Below are 19,724 nucleotides of genomic sequence, written 5' to 3'. Positions count from 1 at the left end.
GGGTTACTTCGCAATACGCTTGTACTTGATGCGGTGTGGCTCTGCAGCCTGCGCACCCAGCGTTTTCTTCAGCCAGTCGGTGTATTCGGTGTAGTTACCTTCGAAGAAGTTCACCTGACCTTCATCACGGTAGTCCAGAATGTGGGTCGCGATACGGTCCAGGAACCAACGGTCGTGCGAGATCACCATGGCACAGCCAGGGAATTCCAGCAGGGCCTCTTCCAGGGCGCGCAGTGTTTCTACGTCCAGGTCGTTGGTTGGTTCATCGAGCAGCAGTACGTTGCCGCCGGCTTTCAGCAGTTTTGCCAGGTGAACACGGTTACGCTCACCCCCGGACAGTTCCCCGATGCGCTTCTGCTGGTCGCTGCCTTTGAAGTTAAAGCGTGACACGTAAGCACGGGATTGCAGCTCGAAGTTGTTGATACGGATAATATCCGAACCTTCCGAGATCTCCTGGTAAACCGTGTTGTTGTCGTTCATGCTGTCACGGAACTGTTCAACCGATGCCAGTTTCACGGTTTCGCCCAGCTCGATAGAGCCTGAATCCGGCTGCTCAGTGCCGCTCAGCATCTTGAACAGGGTCGATTTACCGGCACCGTTGGCACCGATGATGCCCACGATAGCACCCTTAGGCACGCTGAAAGACAGATCGTCGATCAGAACGCGGTCACCGAATGACTTGGTCAGGTTCTGTACCTCGATAACCTTCTCACCCAGACGCTCACCCGGCGGGATGAACAGTTCGTTGGTTTCGTTACGACGCTGGTGTTCGGTGTTGTTCAGCTCTTCGAAGCGAGCCATACGCGCTTTTGATTTCGCCTGACGGCCTTTTGGATTCTGGCGAACCCATTCCAGCTCTTTCTCGATGGTCTTCTGGCGGGCTTTCTCCTGAGAGGCTTCCTGCTTCAGACGGGCATCTTTCTGCTCCAGCCATGAGGTGTAGTTACCTTCCCATGGAATACCTTCACCACGGTCAAGTTCCAGAATCCAGCCGGCAGCGTTATCCAGGAAGTAACGGTCGTGCGTGATAGCCACAACAGTACCACTGTAATCGACCAGGAAGTGCTCTAGCCAAGCCACGGATTCGGCATCCAAGTGGTTGGTTGGTTCGTCTAGCAGCAGCATGTCTGGTTTTTCCAGCAGCAGGCGACAGATTGCCACACGGCGGCGCTCACCACCCGACAGGTGTTTGACTTTGGCATCCCATTCCGGCAGGCGCAGGGCATCGGCCGCACGCTCCAGTTGGTTGTCCAGGTTGTGACCGTCTTTCGCGGCGATCAGTGCTTCCAGCTCGCCTTGCTCTTTGGCCAGAGCGTCGAAGTCCGCATCCGGCTCGGCGTACGCGGCGTACACAGCGTCCAGACGGGTCAGGGCGTGCTTCACATCGCCCACGGCTTCTTCAACCACTTCGCGGACGGTTTTTTCTTCGTCCAGTACTGGCTCCTGCGGCAGGTAGCCGACATTCAGGCCCGGTTGCGGACGCGCTTCACCTTCGATATCGGTATCGATACCCGCCATGATGCGCAGCAGAGTTGATTTACCGGAACCGTTCAGGCCCAGGACACCGATCTTGGCGCCAGGGAAGAAGCTTAGGGAAATATCTTTCAGTATTTGGCGCTTAGGCGGGACGATTTTGCCTACGCGCGACATGGTATAGACGTATTCAGCCATATCCGTTTGCGATCTCTAAACTCAATGAAAAGGGGTATTTTACCTGTTCTGGACATAAGTTTAACAGCAATGTTCATAATTAGTGGTTAATACCCGTTATTAAACGGAACTCACTGCCGCAGATCACATCAAAATGCTGGTTATCACTTCGTTTGCAGTTAGAGTGGCGCATTGACCGTTTCGGGGGCGGCAAGAAGTCGCCGGAAAAAATGCGCAGGAACGAGTAAGCTCAATACAGGCCTCTGTCATGAGCCGATCACCAAGCTGTGCTAGTTCTGGGAAGCTCGGGTGTGAAGTGGGTCCCGACTTCCTCGTCAGCCATTGTGGTTTTAGCGCCACAATGTTCAAGTAGAGTGCTGACAATCAATTTCCACCGGCATGAAAGTTAACAATGGGATGATGCTGTGCATTGCAAGTTAAATAACAAATTCTGGTCTGGCTGGGTTGCCGGCCTTGGGCTAATGCTGCTGTCACCGGTTCAGGCTGCCACGCTGGAACAGCAGCGGGAATGGTATGAGCAGGCTCAGGTTGCGTTGGATGAAAAAGACCAGGCGGCCTATCAGGCACTGCGTAAAAAACTGGATGATTATCCGTTGACGCCGTATCTGGAATACCGTGATTTTACTCAGTCGCTGGCCGGAAAGTCTCCGGCTGACGTTGATGCCTTTATCCAGAAATACAAGAGCCTGCCGTTCAGCGATACGGTACAGGTTCGCTATCTGGGTCACTTGGCGGATGCTGAGCGCTGGCAGGAGTTTCTGTCGGTGCAGCCGTTACCGCCGCGAAGCCTGTCACTGCGCTGTCACTATTACTATGCCCAGAGCCAGAAAGGGAACAAAAAAGAGGCCTGGCAGGGCGCGGAGTCTCTCTGGCTAACCGGCAGCTCGACCCACAAAGCCTGTGATTCGCTGCTGGACAACTGGCAGCAGGCCGGGTTGCGTACGGATGAGAAGGTGCTTGAACGGATGCTGCTGGTGTATGCCGAAGGCAGCCGTAGTCGTCTGAAATACCTGAATAAGCTGCTGAGCAAAAACGGGCAGGCCCAGGGCCAGCAGATGCTGGATCTGTACGATAAACCGCAGGGCGTAGCGGATTTTGCCAAACGCAGCAAAGTGACGCCGTTCAACCAGACACTGACCGAGCTGACGTACAAAAAACTGGTGCGGGATGATATTCGTGAGGCGATCAAACAGTATCCTCGTACGGTGGAAGGGCAGCATTTTAAGGCTGAGACCAAACAGGCGCTGGCTGATTATACCGCCAGTCGGCTGATCGGTACGGAAGATGCCGAGCTGCAGGTATGGCGCGATCAGATGTTGGCCAAGAGCACCAATATTCCCCTGCTGGAGCGCCGTATTCGTCAGGCTATGCGGGAAAACCGTTGGCAGGAAGTGTCGGTTTGGGTCAAACGTCTGCCTGAGGACGCCAAGAAAACCACCCGCTGGACTTTCTGGCAGGCGCGGTTGGCTGAGCAGGCTGGTAACCGCAAACTGGCGCAGGAAAAATACACCGAGATTCTGGGACAGCGCGATTTCTACAGTGCCGCAGCGGCTACTGTGCTGGGCAAACCGATTGAGTACCCGGTGAAGTCGGCCAGCAGTAATCCGGCTGTTACCAAAAAATATGCGGAGACCCTGACCCGAATCCGAGAGCTGATTGCGCTCGACAAACTGCTGGCTGCCAACCGTGAATGGTATTACCTGCTGCAGGGACTGAACAACGACGACATTGTTGCGCTGGCCCAGTATGCGGCGGTGAATAAATGGCATCACCTCGCGGTGCAGGCCACGATTTCCGGCCAATTATGGGAGTACATTGAGCTGCGCTTCCCGGTGGCCCATAAGTGGTGGTTTGATTTCTTCAGCAAGAAACGTGAACTGTCGACCACGACCATGATGGCGCTGGCCCGTCAGGAAAGTGCGCTTAACAGCGAAGCGGTATCACCGGTCGGGGCGCGGGGACTGATGCAGTTGATGCCGGCAACGGCGCGGGAAACTGCGAAAAAGCTGGGGCGCAACTATGAAGGCCAGAATAGCCTGTTTGATCCCGGGGTGAATATCCGTCTGGGCAGCGGGTATCTGAAAATGATGCTGGAGCGATTCGATAATAACCGTATTTTTGCCTTTGCTGGTTATAACGCCGGTCCGGGGCGGGTTGATCGCTGGCGGGCAGGCACCAACGGCCAGTTGGATGCTTACGCGTTTATTGAAGCAATTCCGTTCAATGAAACCCGGACGTACGTGCAGAACATCCTGATGTTTGAAATTTACTACGGTAACCTGACCGGGGTGAAAACACCGTTGTTGACCAAAAATGAGCTGGCGGCCAAGTACTAAGCTGCCGGATTGTGATTTTTGGGCTAGGTGGATAACGCGGAACGGGATAGAATCAGTACTCGGTAACGAGTACATCAAACGAGGATGACATGTCGAATATCCAAGAAACGCCGGAATTCACTGAGTGGCAACAGGTGGTCGAGATTTTACGTCAGGCTGCAACTGAGCAGAAAGACGATGTCATGCTCAAACTCCTGTTAACCCCTGATGAGCGTTCGGTGCTGTTATCCCGGGTGAATATTCTGCATGAACTGCTCAATGGTGAGCGCAGTCAGCGTAAGATCAGTGAACTGCTGGGGGTAGGGGTGGCAACTATCACCCGAGGCTCCAATGAGCTCAAGCATCACGATGAAGCCACCAAAGCCTGGCTGGCAGCCTTGCTGGATCAGCAGCGTCCGAATCAGTAATTTTGCTATTCTGACAAGCCAAATCTGACCCAATCCCCTTCAGCCGTCGGGCTGAGGGGGATTTTTTTATTCGCTGAACATGAAGCCGTTATTTCGGGGGAATTCCGTTTATGCGCCGTTAATCTTCTGCCGGAAACAATGCCGGGTTCAGAAACGGGATCAGCGCCAGCAGCAGCGCCTGATGATAGACCGAGCTGCGGCTCAGCATGTGATTGGTCAGCATCGCAATTGCTCCACCTTTCTGTTTGATGTTGGTCTGGTTGAACATGTCATCCATCACATCACCCAACTCTTGACCCTGATGCAGTTTTTCCAGTGCCGCCGGAGGCAATGGCAGAGACGCCGAGCGGGCTTCACCGCGACGCTGGCCGCTTTCAATCACCATCCAGGCAAAGGTCAGGTTTCCGTCCAGTCCGGCTTCCAGGCCTACGTAGTAATCGGCATCCGGGACAGCCTGACGGGCATTGGTGACCCGGTTGCGGGCGCCCTGCAGGGTTTCATCGGCGGTCATTGGTTGGTCGCGCACGCCACTGGCGACACTGATGCCTTCAAACTCAAACAGTCTGGCTGGAAAGGCCTGTTCAAAGGCTTGCTCCACCGCGGCGATTTTGGCTGGGTTGGTCGATGCGACAATAATCTTGGACATACCGGCTCTTGCTAACCTTTATTCTTAAGGGAAGGTGAATGTATGGCTTTATTGTACGCGGCCGAGGCGGTTTGTCACCTCAAGGGGAACCACGTCCACCGGGCAGCCCGGATGGGCTGCGCCAGGAGGAGCGTAGGAGGAGAAGACACAGCACCGGTCAAATGCGTGCTGTGGCAGCCTTAGCGGTCGTAAGACCAATCGGACTGAATGATGTAGCCGTGGATCTGGAATTCTCCGTTATTGACGAACAGATTCGGGAAATCCGGTTGAGAGGTTGAAAATACCACCCCGTCGGCCAGCTGAGTCATGTGGTAAAAATCCGGCTCACTGCCGCGAACCGAGGCAAATACCGGCTGTTTCGGGCGGTAAGGTGCTTTCTTGGTGGCCAGCGCGTAGCTGCCGACCGGCGCACATTGCGCAATGTTTTCATTATCCACTACCAGGCCGAGGCAGTCTTCACGCACCAGATGCTGCGGAATCGCGCGTTTGCTGACGACATCGACCGTGGCCCCGTTGCGGAATGACATAAAATCTTTGCGATGGATAATGGGAATATAAGTGCTGGTTGTCCCGTAATCGCTGCCATTACTAATGGTGGTGGTGGCTTGTGTGCCGGTATCAACCTGACCGGTTAGCAGATAACTGATTGAGGTATTCAGTGCTTCGGCAATTTTTTCCAGTTCACGGACTTCAATCCCGTATTTACCGGATAACTTACGGCTCATGGTGCCTTGCTGAAGTTCCAGGGCTTCACCCAGTTGTTTCTGACTTATCCCCTGAATTTTGGCAAGGCGCTTAATTCTCTCTAAATATTCCATGCTCACTAGCTTCCTGCTTAAAAATACAAAATAGAAATTCATTCTTAAAAGTCATATTGATTTTACTAATAACAGAAAAAAAAGGAGCTATTGGGTATAGAAAATGCGATAGGTTTCGTCATGGGAATATCACAAATTTCCTGGATGGGAAAAAAATGGCACAAAATTTTAGAATTGAATTAAGCGCTTATCCGACCACTGAGTGTGATTTTCCTCACTTTTGTCAGTGAGATGAGCGAAACAGTGTAATGAGTCATTAGTGACCGTTTTGCTTGCCAATACTATAACTATATGAATGGTAAGGTTTTTGGTGTGTTTTGTTGTATGGGTAAGCGCATTGGTGAATATGGTGCGATAACTGACTAATTGGTTAGTGTTTTTTATGGCATCAATAAAGTTAAGCTATTGTTATCATGTAATCGATACCTTTATTGAGTGTTGTGTTGATAAATTATGCGCTGTAGCAATACTGACACGGTTGAGAGAATTAGCCGTGATGACTTTGGTTAGGAAACAATATTTTTAATTCCGTTTTTATCTGGGGTGAAATTGGGAATAGTGAGCTGGTTGTAAAAATCAACCTGAGTTAGTGGCGATGCAAGTAACGTAGAAAGTATTTCGGAAACGCTTTTATGGTAAAGCGCGTCGAAAACATTACGGGAAATACGTATGCACCCAGATAAAACCACATCACAGCCATAATGATGCAAGAAGAGCAACACGACCTAAACGAAATACCATCGGCGAAATGCCGGATCGGCGATTTATCGTCTCCGGCTTATTTCTTTTCCGCTGTTTTTAGCTAAAGGTAGTCTGGCAAAAACTCTCCCGTGCCAATATCTCGTGATACCACTGAGCCAGTGCCGGATATTGCGGTTGCCACTGTATATCCGGTAGCCGAAAGGCTAGGTAATCCAGGGCGACGGTGACCATGATATGGCTGATTGTGATGGAATGGTCTGCCGGCGCCGGTAAGTCCTGATCTAATGCGGCTAACAGACGCTCGATGGCCTGTAACCGCCGCTGAGACAGCAGTGATGAGGCGGACTCGGTCTCATGTTTTCGGCTGATGACGGTCGCAAAGGCAGCGTCAATCAGTCCCTGACCCAGTCCCAGCCAGTGCAGGGTTTGGGCTCGATCCGGATAAAGCGCAATTGCTGGATAGTGGGCTTCCAGATAATCGAGGATCAGTAAGGTTTCAGAAACCGCGAGGTGGGGCGAGATTTCTAATACCGGCACTTTTGCCCCAGGGTTGACCGCCAGAAGTACGTCCGGTGAGGCCCACGGATCCACCCAGACCAAGGTGCAGATGTCTTCCAGTTGCTTTTCCAGCAAGGCAATACGGACCACTCTGGCGTAAGGCGATGTGGCGTTCAGGTACAGTTTCATTTCACACTCCTTGTTGTGTCGACGGCGCGATGCATTATCGGGTCTCTTTATGTAAAGCCGGGGCTGCAGTTTCTTGCTGTTTTACCGTTTCTTTTTGGGCGCGGTGGTATGGTGCAGTTGGCTGCAATTGATCTACCTCTTTCTGACCAGGCTGCATCCGGCGGCCAGCCAGCAGCACACAAAGGGTTCCTCCTCCCAGTAACAGTCCGGCGACGGTAAAAAAGGGCTGATAGGTCCCCAGCCAGGCGTAACAGGCTGCGAAGCTGAATCCGGCCAGCGCTTGCATGCCGGCAAAGGCCGCGGTAGCCATTCCCCAGTTTCGCTGATGCTGATCAACGTGAGCCAGTTCGGCCAGCCGCCCTGCCGTCAGGGCGACGATGCCAGGGATCATCGCGCCGACACCGGCCGCAGAGAGCCACAATACCCAACCAGTCTGGCTGAATGCCGGAAGCAAAACCGCGGCCGTTTTAAGGCCAAATGCCATTAACAGGGCGCGGTTCCAGCCCAGTGTGCGAGACAGGATACCGGCCACTATTGGCCCCGCGACTGCGCCGATGCCCAATGCTCCCCAGTAAAACGCAGCTTTGGTGGTACCCAGCATTATTTCCCGGCTGAGATAATCGACCCAGAACAGGGTGTGAGGGATGAAACCCGCCGCATCAAGGGCATAAGCCAGAATAACCAGGCGGATCGCCGCCGCGGCAGGCGTTGCATTGTGTGTGGCGGAGGATGGTTGCTGAGTTGTCGCAGAAGGGCGAAGGTGGCACAGTCCCCACAAGTTAAGCAGGCCACACAGCACCGCCAGTCCGGTCAGTCCTTGCCAGGTCAGCGTCAGGGCGTGTGCCAGCATGGGCGGGAGCAAGACGGCGGACAGCACGATTCCCAGCCCGATGCCCATAAAGATGCATGTGGAGCCGAGATGACGCTGTGAAACCGGCAACAGCGCCAGCGCCAGAGAGGGGCCGCATACCATCAACAGCGCGCCCGCCAGCCCGGAGAGCAACCGCCAGAGATAAAACCAGCCGAAAGACGCGGGTTGTGCGCACAGCAAAAAGCTCAGAATGATCACCAGCAGCGAACCGCCAATGACCCATGGCACCTTGATGATGCGGGTCAGGCGGTGCGCCCCGACGGCACCGAGCAGGTAGCCCAGCAAATTCGCAGCAGCCAGTTGGGTTGCCTGACTGGCGGTGAACCAACTGGCTTCAATCATTGCGGGGATCAACGGGGTATAGGCAAAGCGGGCAAGGCCGACGCCAATAAGGGTCGCGGTCATACCAACCAATATAGCCGCCGTTTTCTGTTGCCTGTGATTGTCCTGATGGTCTGTGTGCCTGCGATGCATGATCCTGTCCTGTTTGTCCGGGGATGCCACTTTTGGGGCATCGAGAGCACTCGCTTCCTGCTTGAGTGCTATGTGTTTATCCTGAGCCTCTATATCCAGCGCCTGATATTCCTTAACGGTTTTAGGCTGTTGCAGAATCAGCATGGCAGGATTTTCCATTGACTAAAAATGATTCATTGTGATGCTATGTATCTGTAAAAGAGATAGTGACTTGGGCTGTGGTGCAGTTGGGTTCGCTTCTGACAACTTAGTTTTTATCAAAAAGCCAGTCTTTATCAAAAAAATAGTCTTTATCAACAAGCGCTATCGCTATGACTCAGATAAAAAAACAAGGATGGCAGGAAACAGGGAGGACGACATGCAGCTGAAATCTCTCAAAATGTTCGCGATGGTGGTGGAAACTGGCAGCTTTGTTGCGGCGGCGGAACGCCTGCACACTGTGCAATCAAATATTACTTCCCACATTAAAAAGCTGGAGCAGGAGCTGGGGGTTCAGTTGATCCAGCGTCAGGGGCGTTCAGCGCCGACCCCCGCCGGGTATGCGTTACTTGATTATGCCCGGAAGATGCTGACTACGCATGATGAAGCCGTGGCCGCCTTGCGGGGACAGGGGAAACCCAGCGGCAGCTTACGTCTGGGGGCGATGGAAACCACCCTGGCCATTCGTTTGCCGTCGGTGCTGGCGGCTTACCATGCTGCGGTGCCGGACGTGCACCTGCACCTGGAAAGCGGCCCGACCGCCACCCTGTTGCAAAAGTTGCTGGCCGGTGAGCTGGATTGTGCGTTTGTCGCCGGTCCGGTTGGACATTCCCAGCTGGTGGCGGTACCGGTGTTTCGGGAGCAACTGGTGCTGGTCTCATCATCTGCGCTGACGGCGTTCCCCTCGCCGGAAAAACTTATGACCTCGACCTTTATTGCCTTTCGTCAGGGCTGCAGTTACCGGCAGAAAACCGAATTGCTGCTGGCTCAGCACGGGATTCCGGCAGCCAGAATCGTGGAATTCGGCACGCTGGATGCGATTTTGGGCTGTGTCGCGGCCGGAATGGGGTATGCTGTGTTGCCACTGGCGGTGGTTGACGCGCATCGTGGGCGGTTTGCCTTGCACAGTTACCCGCTCCCCAATCCACTGGCTGTGGTGGAAACCTGCTTTGTTGCCACCGCGCAAGATGCCTGGACTCCGGCTCTGCATGCATTCGATGCTCTGCTGGCCTCACAGGCTGTTACCGGCCAAACCGCTGAGCCTGTTTAAACTTGACCGAGAACAGCACCAATATAAACGCTGAGCCAATATTGAGGCTCAGCGTCATGGCAGTGCGTGGTCAGATTCGCGTGCTTGCTGTTACTTAGGCTGGGTAAATCCCCCATACAAATCCAGGCGGCGGTGGCGTAAATTGGTCACCGAGCCTTCGGTATTGAGCTGCTTGAGTTTATCCAGATCCACATCAGCAAAAATGATCATCTCCGTATTCGGACTGGCTTCGGCAATGGTGGCGTCATGGGGGAAATAAATATCCGAGGGTGAGAACACCGCGGACTGAGCGTACTGAATATCGACGTTATCCACGCGCGGCAGGTTGCCGACGCTGCCGCCGATCGCAACATAGCATTCGTTTTCAATGGCCCGGGCCTGGGCGCAGAGCCTTACCCGCTGATAGCCGTTTTTGGTATCGGTCCAGAAGGGGACAAAGATAATCTGCACGTTTTGCTCGGCCAGCATTCGTCCCAGCTCCGGAAACTCGCTGTCGTAACAGATCAGGATCCCAACCCGTCCGGCATCGGTATCGAACACTTTCACCTGATTGCCGCCGTCGATTACCCAATCGCGCTTTTCGTGTGGGGTGATGTGGATTTTATCCTGCTCGTCGATTGTTCCGTCCCGATGCAGCAGGTAAGAAACGTTATAAAGCATGCCATCACGCAGCTCCGGCATACTCCCGGCAATAATATTGATGTTGTAAGTAATGGCCAGCTCGGCAAAACGTTGCTTGATGACTTCGGTAAACGAGGCAAGGAAGCGGATGGCCTCGACCGAGTTCTGCTCGCGGCGCAGTCCCATCAGCGGGGCATTAAAAAATTCCGGGAACAGGGCAAAGTCTGCCTTGTAGTTCGACAGCGACGAGACAAAAAACTCAGCCTGATCAATCAGGTCATCAACGCTGCGTACGGCACGCATCTGCCACTGGACAATGCCGATTCGAATCAGGGTCTTATCGATATCGTGAACTGAATCAATGTCTTCCTCGTAGAAAAAGTTATCCCACTCCAGCAGGGTGGCATAGCCGCATGAGCTGTCATCTTCCGGCAGGTAATGGCGCATGATCCGTTTGACATCAAAGTCGTTCGAAAGCTGGAAAGACAGGATTGGATCATGCAGCTCGCGGCGTTTGACCTTTTCAATGTATTCGGTCACTTTCATCGAACTGGCATGTTTGTGATAGCCCGGAATCCGGCCACCGGCCAGAATCGCTTTCAGGTTGTCATTGCGACACAGCTCTTTGCGGGCTTCATACAGTCGGCGACCCAGTCGCAGCCCGCGGTAATCCGGATGCACGAACACATCCAGCCCGTACAGGGCATCACCACTGGGTTGATGCTGGATAACATTGTTTTCGTTGATGATATCGGTGTAAACATGGGGGAGGGAAAAGCGGTTGTAATCGACTTTGATAGTAAGGGCGGCACCAATGATTTTGCCATCATCCTCAATACAGATCTGACCGTCGGGAAACTGATGGATCAGATCCATTATCGTCATTCTGGGCCAGGATCCCCCCACATCATGGAAGACTAAGTCCATCAGCGCCGCCAGCTCCGGATAGTCGCTTTTTTCAATGACTCGTAGGTTCAATCGTGGCGTGGATGTCCTCATCAATTTGCTCCTTATTTGGCTGCTCTTTCCCCATATTGGACAAGCCAGCAGCTGAATTCAAGGTCGCGCCACGGATATGTCGGTGCGTTATCACGCCCGAGAAAGCCGCAGTGTCATGCGCCACATAACGGGTGTGATCCCGATGCACAAGATGGCAAACACCAGCAAAGGCGTGTAACCGGGCGAACCGGCCTCGGCGGGAATAATCAGCATGCTACTGATGGCACCCGCACTCCCCACCGCAAAATGCTGCAGGGCATTTTGCATCCCAAGCACCCTGACCCGTATGCTGTCGCTGACCGAACTGATGATTTCCGTCACCAGAACCAAAGTTCGGGTGGCACTGACAACCATAAAACCGGCAAAGCAGAACACGGCCAGCAAGCTCCATTGGAGGCTGAAGCCCGCCAGTGCAGTGATAACCATCCCGCCGGAGAGTGCGGTGATCAATCGAAGGGATTGTTTCGGGTGGTGACGGCCATACCATTGCATCGCTACAAAACAGCCGCTCCCGCCAAGCAGGTAGCTCAGACTCAATTGCGCTTCGCTGATGGCCAGTCGCTCAAGCAGCATCACCGGAAACTGTAAGGAAAGCAGGAAGGTGCTAAATACCGCCAGAATAATCGTAGCGATTCCCGCTATCAGTGGTCGGTTCATACCTTCGTCCACCGTATGAGATTGGCTGCCAGCTGCCGGTGGGGGGCATGCGTTTGCTGTGTTTGCAATGCTTGTAAAAGAAGAAAGGGGGAGTAAGCCAAAACCAAGCAAAGCGATGACCAGTAGTCCGCCAACCATCCAAAAGGCGCTTTGCCAGTCAGTCTTCCCGGCGAACAGCAATAAAACCGGTATGCCAACGGTCAGCGCGAGCGGGTAGGTACTCATGATGTATGCGGTGAACTTTTTCTTTTGGCTGGGATGGGTACAGGCGAGCAAATGTTCCACATTCAGCACCGTTAATGCCCCACCAAATACACCGGCAGCCACTCGCGCTGCCAGCATGAAGGCAAAGTCAGAGGTTGCCGTGACAGCCACCGTACTTGCGGCCAGGCCGATAAGGTAAAGCATGACGATGAACCGATTGGATGTACGTGAACGAATGAGCAAGCAAGTGATCGCAGCAGCAAGGGTGTAGCTCGAGGTCAGGTATCCAGCCTGTGATACCGGAGTGTGGCTGGCCGCCGTCATCATCGCGCTGAGCGGGACGGACATCAATCCATCCAGTGCGACTAAAAAGTGAATGAAGAAAGCCACAAGAGGTAATCCATAACGCGTGTATGAAGTGGGTGTCAGGTGTGTGTCCATTAAGTGTGATTCAGTTTGGTGAATGTTGGCGTTATGCTATCTATTCCATATTTGGCAATAAATACGAAATAATGGGCTAGTTTATCCCGCATGATGGGATAAAAGCCGACTGACTTTCCACCACTGACTTTCAAGGAGAATGATGTGCTTGAGCGGATTGATCACCTGTGGCTTCGCAGTTTTTACCAGGTGTGCAAGTTTGGCAGCTTTAACAAAGCGGCGGATTACCTGGGCTTACCCTCGTCCAATATCAGCCGCCATATCGCGCAACTGGAAGAGAGCTTGTCGATTCGCTTGTTTGAACGCACGACCCGTAGGGTCAGCATTACCGAACAAGGGCAGCAGTTATATGAGTCAACCTATCCGCTTTTTGCAGCCCTCGATAGCGCGCTGGAAGAGTCGGGGAACCATGCCCGCGCCTTGCGTGGCAACTTGCGCTTACTCATGCCGGATCTTCCGGATTTGGCCGAGGTGGTCACTCACTTCGCCTGTTTGCATCCGAACATTGCGATTTCCTGCGATACCCGCTTACAGCCAGATCTTTCTTCGTTGGACAGCTTTGATTTAGTGCTCAGCTTTAACCGCGGCCAGCTTAAAGACAGCGGTTGGGTTGCGAGAAAAGTAGCAAGTTGGCCCAGCGTTGTGGTGGCTTCACCCGGATGGATGGCTAAGCACACCCCTCCGGCGACTATCAGTGAGTTGAAAGACTACCCTTGTATCACCAGCCTGAGCGCTATTTGCGGTAAACCTTGGATTTTCAAGCAAGTAGGGAAAGAAGTGACCTGCCACGTGCCATCCCGTTTTAAGGTGAACAGTGGCGCAATGGCTAAAGCGGCCGCACTTAAAGGAATGGGGTTGGCAATTCTGGCTGAAGTGGCCTGCCGGGCAGAATTGGAAAACGGAAGCCTGAAGTGCATTGCATTAGACGCCAGCCCTGCCGACCTTGAACTGTTCGCCGCCTACAGCAGCCGAAAACATGTTCCCCGAAGAGTACGGACCTTTTTGGATTTTCTGGGCCAGCATGAGTGGCTGGTTTAACGTATGCGATTATCTAGATAAACAAACTGCTGTTGGGTTACTAATTTTCGATAGCTTGTTATGGAGTGCGCATATTTGGGTATAAGCCCTTTAAAGGGCGTGTAGTAAGGCGAATAAGTGTAGGATGGTCACAGTTTTTGAGTGATAAAATACTTTTAAAATAAATGGTTATCGAACTTGTTGTGCGATGGGTTTATTATTCATTTTGTTTATTATCAGCCGTGCGAGTCACCGCGTTTAACCTTCAGCTAAGCCTATGTATCTTCAATACTATATCGATAAGTTTCAAAATCTTAATACCAATAGCATTAATGGCCGTAATAGCCCGCATAAGGTTTGTATGCTGCTGGCAGTGATGAAGCTGATTGATGAAGGTATTATCACGCAAAATCGGATTGTATTTGATGACTTGTTGAAAGCGAGTTTTAGCGAATGTTTTGCCCAGATGCGCCAAGCCAATGACCGAAATACACCAGAAAACCCATTTTATCACTTAAAAACTGAGGGTTTTTGGCATTTGGTTTACCACCCAGGTGTTGACTCATATTCGGTCAAACGTTTCTCGGCCAAGACGGTTTCACATGTGCGGCTTGATGATGAGCTATTTGATTACATGCGTAGCCCAATCGCGGCTACCGATTTAAAAGATGCGTTGACCAACAACCTGAGCAATCTATCTGATTTGTTCTCAAATTGGCTAATCGGGTTGGGGAAGTCAGAAAAAACGGCAAAAAACTATTTGCAAGCATTGCAAAGTTCAATTCCTCGGTGGATGGCTGAGAAACAGCTCATAGAGCTGCAGCCTTTGACAAAAATTCGCTCTTATCAACAATTTCATGCGCTCGTTGAGCGAACCAGACAGTTGGATGAGTTTAAAATTCGCAACACCAACGGAAATGGCATGTACAGCGCGGCGCTCAATGCTTACTCGCGGTTTTTAGCTGATATCGCTCAAGTCGATTTAAAGCAAGACGTCGAAGATATCCTTGAAGACAACGCTCTTTCTGCAACCGAGAAATCGATTTTGGTGAGTACCCGCTTAGGTCAGGGGCATTTTCGAGAGCAATTGATCCGCTATTGGCATGGCCATTGTGCGGTCACCGGATATTCGGAAACTCAGATGTTAGTGGCTTCTCACATTAAGCCTTGGCGCGATGCTAACAACCGCGAGCGTCTGAATCCCTATAATGGCTTGTTGTTGCTCGCGAATATCGACAAAGCCTTCGATTTGGGTTTCATCTCATTTCAAGATAGCGGCAAAGTGATGATTGCCCGCCAGTTGGAAGATCCAGAAGTATTAGGGATTCGAGATGACATGGCGGTGAACCTGCATCGTGAGCACAAGCCTTTCCTATCACACCACCGGATGGAAATTTTTCGGGGTTTTTGAGGAATTAGAGCCACTCTTGTTTCAGACTAAAACGTTCTATTTAAGCATTTAATTAATGAAGTGAGAGGCACTTGAAGGCCTATCAGCGTTAAGCTGGAGTTGGAACTTTGGATGATGAGGCCATTGATAAATGCAAAGTTTGGCATGGCGCATAACGTTGAATGTATAAAAAACAAAAAGGCGATAACCCGAAGGTTATCGCCTTTCCAAACGTTTGGTGGAGCTGGCGGGAGTTGAACCCGCGTCCAAAACCAGTCTAACTAATGGCGCTACATGCTTAGTCTGTCTTTAATCTCGTCAGTGTGCTGCGGAAAGACACGCCACACAAAGACACACCTGAATCAGGTTTAACGCTTCAGATCCCAGGTCAAATCATCCACGCGATCTCGTTTGGGTTTGACTACCCTTGATCCCCGTCCTACGAGCTAAGGCTAGGGAGGGTAGGCTCTAAGCAGGGTATTAAGCTGCTAGTGCGTAGTTTTCGTCGTTTGCGACTATTTTTTTGCGGCTTTTTAACGAGGCAAACCGCACCTCGGCATGCTCCACAAGCCGTCGTGATCCTGTCGAATCCTAAATCAGCCCCAGAGTTATGATTGATGGTAACAGATTTACTATCACCGTCAACACAATTCACTGCCCGCTCTGTGTTTGTGGAGAAAAATCCATCACTTAGCTGGCAGGTATCAGTAAAGCCCTGAAAGATTAACGGTTACTGTGCTTCATAATGCGCGCTTTGTCGCGCTGCCAGTCACGATCTTTCTTATCAGCACGCTTATCGTGCAGTTTCTTACCTTTCGCGGTACCTATCTTTAGTTTAACCCAGGAACCTTTCCAGTACATGCTCAGGGCTACGATGGTTTCACCGTCACGGTTCACAGCACCCGCCAGTTTATCAAGCTCGCGGCGGCTTAGCAGCAGCTTACGGGTACGGTTCGGGTCAGCAACCACGTGAGTAGATGCAGCATTCAGCGGTGTGATTTGAGTGCCTGAAATAAAGGCTTCGCCATTACGCAGGAATACGTAACTTTCTGAAATGTTGACTTTACCGGAGCGAATAGCTTTCACTTCCCAGCCCTGAAGCTCGACACCGGCTTCGTATTCATCCTGAATCGCAAATTCAAAACGGGCAGTTTTGTTTTTCGCAATGGTATTGCTGCCCGGCTTGCTTGGTTTTTTCTTTGCCATAGTTTCTCTTAAATCTCTGTAGTCCCAGCGTGAATTTGCCCGCTGGTCGAAAGTGTAACGCCACAAAATCAAAAGTTTGAAGAGTGAGCATTACGCTGATTTTGGCTGTTAGCCCAGTGATGGTATCATTGTGCCAGCCCTTCTCATAGGTTTGGCGAGTGTGCCTGATAACTGAAATGTGAAGCGGCGCGTTCGTTGGGTAAAGGAGAAGCTATGCCTCAGATTAGCCGCTCTGCACTGGTACCATTCAGTGCGAAGCAGATGTTTGAACTTGTGAATGATGTTGAATCGTATCCGGCGTTTCTTCCGGGATGTTCCGGCACGAAGATCATTGAAAGCTCTGAGCTGCATATGATGGCAGCCGTCGATGTGTCGAAAGCCGGGATTAAGAAGACGTTTGTTACCCGAAATGCGCTGACAGCAGGTAGCAAGATTGACATGCAGCTGGTGGATGGCCCGTTCCGGCGCTTAGTGGGCGGCTGGCATTTTATTGAACTGGATGCCGATGCCTGTAAGGTAGAGCTGAAGCTCGACTTTGAATTTACCAATGCGCTGGTTGAAGCGGCGTTTGGTAAGGTTTTTAAAGAGCTGACCGGTAACATGATAAGTGCGTTTACTCAGCGAGCGAGAGAAGTGTATGGCTTCTGATGAAAAGCTGATCCATGTGGAGGTGGTCTATGCACTGCCTCATGTGCAGAAGGTGATTCGCGTAGCGGTAACACCGGATATGCAAGTGCAGCAGATTATCGAACAGTCTGGTGTCCTGGAGTTGTATCCGGAAATCGACCTGAAAAAAAATAAAGTGGGAATTTTCAGCCGCAACGTGAAGTTGGATGCAACCGTTCATGACGGTGATCGCATTGAAATCTACCGCCCACTGTTAGCCGATCCGAAAGACATCCGCCGTAAGCGGGCAGAGCAAGCGAAACAGGAAGCTCTTGCGGCCAAAGAAGCGGAGAAGGCAGAAGAGAAAAAAGCGAATTAAGGCTTTGTTTTTTGACTGTCCGAACGGAACTATGGATATAAAAAAGCTCGCCAGTGGCGAGCTTTTTGCGATCGGAGGATCACTACTTAGTTAATCTGACTGGTGAAGTTAGGGCCTCGTTGGTAGTCCCCATCTAAACTCACCAGCTGATTTTGATCGTTAAACTTCAGAATCAGGTTTTTCTGCTGTACCGGATCATGACCTGGCTTGTGATAGTACACGTAATACCAGGTATTCGGGTATTCCGGTTCAACCAGCATCGGTGATCCCAGTACGTACTGTACCTGCTCTTTATTCATTCCGTACCGAAGCGTATCGATATCTTTTTGTTCCAGGTAGTTGCCCTGGTTAATATCGATGCGGTACACCAGCCGTTCGACGACGGAGCAGCCGCCCAGCAGGCTGACTGCCAGTGTCACGGCAGCAAGGTTTTTCCAACTCATAGCATCCCGGCAAATTAGCTTTATTCTGCAGCGATAATAAACAACCCGTTGGCAGAAGTAAAAAAGCGGTTAAGAAAAAAACGCTAATTGAGACCCCTGTACAACCAATTAGTTGCATCAACGGTTAAGTTTATTCTAATTACGCAGCAAACAGCAGCTCTTTTGCATTTGCCAGGGTACGTTCGGTAATTTCACTGCCACCTAACAGGCGTGCCAGCTCGCCGACACGTTCTTCCGCCGAAAGCGGATACATGTTGGTTTCGGTCTGCCCGTTGCTTGATTTTTTGGCAACGAACATTTGCTGGTGGCCACAACCGGCGACCTGAGGTAAATGCGTGACACACATGACTTGGGTTGATTCGCCCAGAGTGCGCAGCATTTTACCGACGATGGCGGCCGTCGGGCCACTGATACCTACGTCTACCTCATCGAAGATCAGGCTCGGAGTCTCGACTTTCTGCGCGGTGATCACCTGGATAGCCAGGGAAATACGCGACAGTTCACCCCCAGAGGCTACTTTGCCCAGCGGCTGTAATGGTTGTCCCGGGTTGGTGGAAACCAAAAACGTAATGGTGTCGAATCCCAGCGGGCTGAGCAGACTGGTGGCATCGCTCTGGATGTCGATTTTAAAGATGCCGTTCTCCATGCTCAGCTGATGCATGCTGTCAGAGATCTTTTTATCGAGCTCTTTGGCGTAGCGGCGGCGGCTCTTGCTCAGTTTTTCCGCCCAGGCTAAAAACTTCTGGCGCAGTAGTTCGACTTGCTCGGCCATATCTTCCAAGCGTTCGTCACTGCAATCCAACATTTCAAGCTCTTTCAGTAGATCCTGGTGCTTGTTATACAGCTCGTTTGGCATCACATAATGTTTGCGTGACAGTGACATAATCTTTGCCAAGCGCTCTTCCAGATAAATCAGGCGCTGCGGATCCATATCCAAGTTATCCAGATAACCGCGTAGCTCTTGGCTGGCTTCCTGTACCTGAATAATGGCGTCTTCCAGCATCTGCGGAATGGCACTCAGGCTGCTGTCGATATCCCCCAGATTAATCACTTGCTGGCTGGCCATTTGCAGCAACTGCAATGCGTTGCCATCATCGTTGTCGTACAGCATGGAAAGAGCCATCTGACTGGACACAGCCAGCTCGCCACAGTTCGACAAACGTTTGTGATCATCTTCGATTTCCGCGTATTCCTCTTCACCCAGTGCCAGCTCATCCAGCTCTTTTACCTGGTACTGAATCAGTTGTTTCTGAGCTTCGTTTTCTTCGCGGCTCTGGGTCAAACGTTTCAGCTCGTTACTGGCGAGGCGCCAGCGCTGGTAGCTATCGCGGGTTTTTTCCATCAACTGATGGTGGCCGGCGTACTGATCTAGCATCTGCTGCTGGTAGTCGGCCCGCATAAGCTGCTGATGAGCGTGCTGGCCATGAATATTGATCAGCAACTGTCCCAGTGCTTTTTGCTGCGAGGCTGGCACCGGGCTACCGTTAATAAAACCCCGGGAGCGACCTTCTTTGGTGATTACACGACGCAGAATGCACTCGTCGCCATCAATCAGATCATTGTCTTCCAGCCAGCGACGTGCAGCTTGGTTATTCAGCAGTGAAAAGGCAGCCGAGATTTCGGCTTTATCCTCATGGGGGCGGACCATGCTGGCTTCGGCTCGATCGCCCAGGCAAAGGCCAAGGGCATCGATAGCAATCGACTTACCGGCACCGGTTTCACCGGTAATGGTGGTCATTCCCGGTTTCAGTTCAAATTCAAGGTTTTTGACAATTGCAAAGTTTGAGATCGTCATATGAGCCAGCATGTGTTCACCTGTTTAAATCAACACCTGTTTTTTCATACAGTATATACTGTATCTACATACAGTAAAGTACTGTTGAGAAATTTTTAGCAGGTG

Annotated in this window: 17 protein-coding genes and 1 other RNA gene; 7 read left to right on the top strand and 11 right to left on the bottom strand. The window is 51.7% G+C overall.

Annotated features, from left to right (window positions below):
* Window positions 1-3 precede the first annotated feature (3 nt).
* A complete protein-coding gene (gene ettA / locus C9I92_RS05210; protein ID WP_047886526.1) occupies window positions 4-1,671 on the bottom strand; it encodes an energy-dependent translational throttle protein EttA in 1,668 nt (555 codons plus the stop codon).
* Between the two features lie 404 nt (window positions 1,672-2,075).
* Between ettA and sltY the strand changes: the two genes are divergently transcribed.
* Window positions 2,076-4,007, top strand: coding sequence for a murein transglycosylase (sltY, locus tag C9I92_RS05205; protein ID WP_047886527.1), 1,932 nt, complete (start codon window positions 2,076-2,078; stop codon window positions 4,005-4,007).
* Window positions 4,008-4,096: 89 nt separating this feature from the next.
* Window positions 4,097-4,414 carry a trp operon repressor gene (gene trpR / locus C9I92_RS05200; RefSeq protein ID WP_047886528.1) on the top strand — a complete coding sequence of 106 codons (318 nt, stop codon included), beginning with the start codon at window positions 4,097-4,099 and terminating at the stop codon, window positions 4,412-4,414.
* Between the two features lie 118 nt (window positions 4,415-4,532).
* Here the strand turns inward: trpR and yjjX are convergent, their stop codons facing one another.
* The 4 genes from yjjX to C9I92_RS05180 form a co-directional block, all read right to left on the bottom strand.
* Window positions 4,533-5,060: an inosine/xanthosine triphosphatase gene (gene yjjX / locus C9I92_RS05195; protein ID WP_047886529.1), complete on the bottom strand. Its 528-nt coding sequence runs from the start codon at window positions 5,058-5,060 to the stop codon at window positions 4,533-4,535.
* A 179-nt stretch (window positions 5,061-5,239) separates the two neighbouring features.
* Window positions 5,240-5,878: a helix-turn-helix domain-containing protein gene (locus tag C9I92_RS05190; protein WP_047886530.1), complete on the bottom strand. Its 639-nt coding sequence runs from the start codon at window positions 5,876-5,878 to the stop codon at window positions 5,240-5,242.
* 798 nt (window positions 5,879-6,676) lie between these two features.
* A complete protein-coding gene (locus C9I92_RS05185; RefSeq protein WP_047886531.1) occupies window positions 6,677-7,267 on the bottom strand; it encodes a glutathione S-transferase family protein in 591 nt (196 codons plus the stop codon).
* A 34-nt stretch (window positions 7,268-7,301) separates the two neighbouring features.
* On the bottom strand, window positions 7,302-8,756 hold the full coding sequence (locus tag C9I92_RS05180) for a YbfB/YjiJ family MFS transporter (RefSeq protein ID WP_207103327.1): 1,455 nt from the start codon (window positions 8,754-8,756) through the stop codon (window positions 7,302-7,304).
* 214 nt (window positions 8,757-8,970) lie between these two features.
* On the opposite strand from C9I92_RS05180, the gene C9I92_RS05175 reads away from it, so the two are divergent.
* Complete coding sequence (locus C9I92_RS05175; RefSeq protein WP_047886532.1) at window positions 8,971-9,861, top strand: LysR substrate-binding domain-containing protein; 891 nt, start codon at window positions 8,971-8,973, stop codon at window positions 9,859-9,861.
* A gap of 90 nt (window positions 9,862-9,951) precedes the next feature.
* Here C9I92_RS05175 and C9I92_RS05170 read toward each other — a convergent pair whose 3' ends face one another.
* Window positions 9,952-11,481, bottom strand: coding sequence for a bifunctional GNAT family N-acetyltransferase/carbon-nitrogen hydrolase family protein (locus tag C9I92_RS05170; RefSeq protein ID WP_047886533.1), 1,530 nt, complete (start codon window positions 11,479-11,481; stop codon window positions 9,952-9,954).
* 90 nt (window positions 11,482-11,571) lie between these two features.
* Window positions 11,572-12,732, bottom strand: coding sequence for an MFS transporter (locus C9I92_RS05165; RefSeq protein ID WP_169776051.1), 1,161 nt, complete (start codon window positions 12,730-12,732; stop codon window positions 11,572-11,574).
* 195 nt (window positions 12,733-12,927) lie between these two features.
* Here C9I92_RS05165 and C9I92_RS05160 point away from each other — a divergent pair, with 195 nt between their 5' ends.
* Complete coding sequence (locus C9I92_RS05160; protein WP_047886535.1) at window positions 12,928-13,821, top strand: LysR family transcriptional regulator; 894 nt, start codon at window positions 12,928-12,930, stop codon at window positions 13,819-13,821.
* Between the two features lie 256 nt (window positions 13,822-14,077).
* Entirely contained in the window at window positions 14,078-15,211 is a 1,134-nt protein-coding gene (locus tag C9I92_RS05155; protein ID WP_047886536.1) for an HNH endonuclease, read from the top strand.
* Window positions 15,212-15,426: 215 nt separating this feature from the next.
* On the opposite strand, the gene ssrA is transcribed toward C9I92_RS05155, so the two are convergent.
* Window positions 15,427-15,794: a transfer-messenger RNA gene (ssrA, locus tag C9I92_RS05150) on the bottom strand.
* Window positions 15,795-15,913: 119 nt separating this feature from the next.
* Entirely contained in the window at window positions 15,914-16,396 is a 483-nt protein-coding gene (smpB, locus tag C9I92_RS05145) for an SsrA-binding protein SmpB (RefSeq protein ID WP_047886537.1), read from the bottom strand.
* Between the two features lie 213 nt (window positions 16,397-16,609).
* On the opposite strand from smpB, the gene C9I92_RS05140 reads away from it, so the two are divergent.
* Together C9I92_RS05140 and C9I92_RS05135 are read left to right on the top strand one after the other, a co-directional pair.
* Window positions 16,610-17,044 (top strand): SRPBCC family protein, encoded by a 435-nt coding sequence (locus tag C9I92_RS05140; protein ID WP_047886538.1) that lies wholly within the window; start codon window positions 16,610-16,612, stop codon window positions 17,042-17,044.
* The gene (locus C9I92_RS05135) at window positions 17,034-17,381 is read left to right on the top strand and encodes an RnfH family protein (RefSeq protein WP_047886539.1); all 348 of its coding nucleotides are present in this window, start codon (window positions 17,034-17,036) and stop codon (window positions 17,379-17,381) included. Before C9I92_RS05140 ends, C9I92_RS05135 begins: the two co-directional genes overlap by 11 nt.
* 86 nt (window positions 17,382-17,467) lie before the next feature.
* Here the strand turns inward: C9I92_RS05135 and bamE are convergent, their stop codons facing one another.
* The gene (gene bamE / locus C9I92_RS05130) at window positions 17,468-17,824 is read right to left on the bottom strand and encodes an outer membrane protein assembly factor BamE (protein WP_047886540.1); all 357 of its coding nucleotides are present in this window, start codon (window positions 17,822-17,824) and stop codon (window positions 17,468-17,470) included.
* Window positions 17,825-17,963: 139 nt separating this feature from the next.
* Window positions 17,964-19,631, bottom strand: coding sequence for a DNA repair protein RecN (recN, locus tag C9I92_RS05125; RefSeq protein ID WP_047886541.1), 1,668 nt, complete (start codon window positions 19,629-19,631; stop codon window positions 17,964-17,966).
* Between the last annotated feature and the right edge of the window lie 93 nt (window positions 19,632-19,724).

Origin of the sequence: Photobacterium ganghwense (assembly GCF_003025595.1) — a bacterium.
Lineage (GTDB): Bacteria > Pseudomonadota > Gammaproteobacteria > Enterobacterales > Vibrionaceae > Photobacterium > Photobacterium ganghwense.
Note: the sequence above shows the minus strand (reverse complement) of the source record. Positions and strands in the feature narration are given on the sequence as shown.

Coding starts and splice junctions, on each gene's coding strand:
- C9I92_RS05135 (WP_047886539.1), top strand. CDS start 17,034: ATGGCTTCTGATGAAAAGCTGATCCATGTGGAGGTGGTCTATGCACTG.
- trpR (WP_047886528.1), top strand. CDS start 4,097: ATGTCGAATATCCAAGAAACGCCGGAATTCACTGAGTGGCAACAGGTG.
- C9I92_RS05175 (WP_047886532.1), top strand. CDS start 8,971: ATGCAGCTGAAATCTCTCAAAATGTTCGCGATGGTGGTGGAAACTGGC.
- C9I92_RS05185 (WP_047886531.1), bottom strand. CDS start 7,267: ATGAAACTGTACCTGAACGCCACATCGCCTTACGCCAGAGTGGTCCGT.
- C9I92_RS05140 (WP_047886538.1), top strand. CDS start 16,610: ATGCCTCAGATTAGCCGCTCTGCACTGGTACCATTCAGTGCGAAGCAG.
- C9I92_RS05180 (WP_207103327.1), bottom strand. CDS start 8,756: ATGCTGATTCTGCAACAGCCTAAAACCGTTAAGGAATATCAGGCGCTG.
- C9I92_RS05170 (WP_047886533.1), bottom strand. CDS start 11,481: ATGAGGACATCCACGCCACGATTGAACCTACGAGTCATTGAAAAAAGC.
- ettA (WP_047886526.1), bottom strand. CDS start 1,671: ATGGCTGAATACGTCTATACCATGTCGCGCGTAGGCAAAATCGTCCCG.
- bamE (WP_047886540.1), bottom strand. CDS start 17,824: ATGAGTTGGAAAAACCTTGCTGCCGTGACACTGGCAGTCAGCCTGCTG.
- smpB (WP_047886537.1), bottom strand. CDS start 16,396: ATGGCAAAGAAAAAACCAAGCAAGCCGGGCAGCAATACCATTGCGAAA.
- C9I92_RS05190 (WP_047886530.1), bottom strand. CDS start 5,878: ATGGAATATTTAGAGAGAATTAAGCGCCTTGCCAAAATTCAGGGGATA.
- C9I92_RS05155 (WP_047886536.1), top strand. CDS start 14,078: ATGTATCTTCAATACTATATCGATAAGTTTCAAAATCTTAATACCAAT.
- yjjX (WP_047886529.1), bottom strand. CDS start 5,060: ATGTCCAAGATTATTGTCGCATCGACCAACCCAGCCAAAATCGCCGCG.
- recN (WP_047886541.1), bottom strand. CDS start 19,631: ATGCTGGCTCATATGACGATCTCAAACTTTGCAATTGTCAAAAACCTT.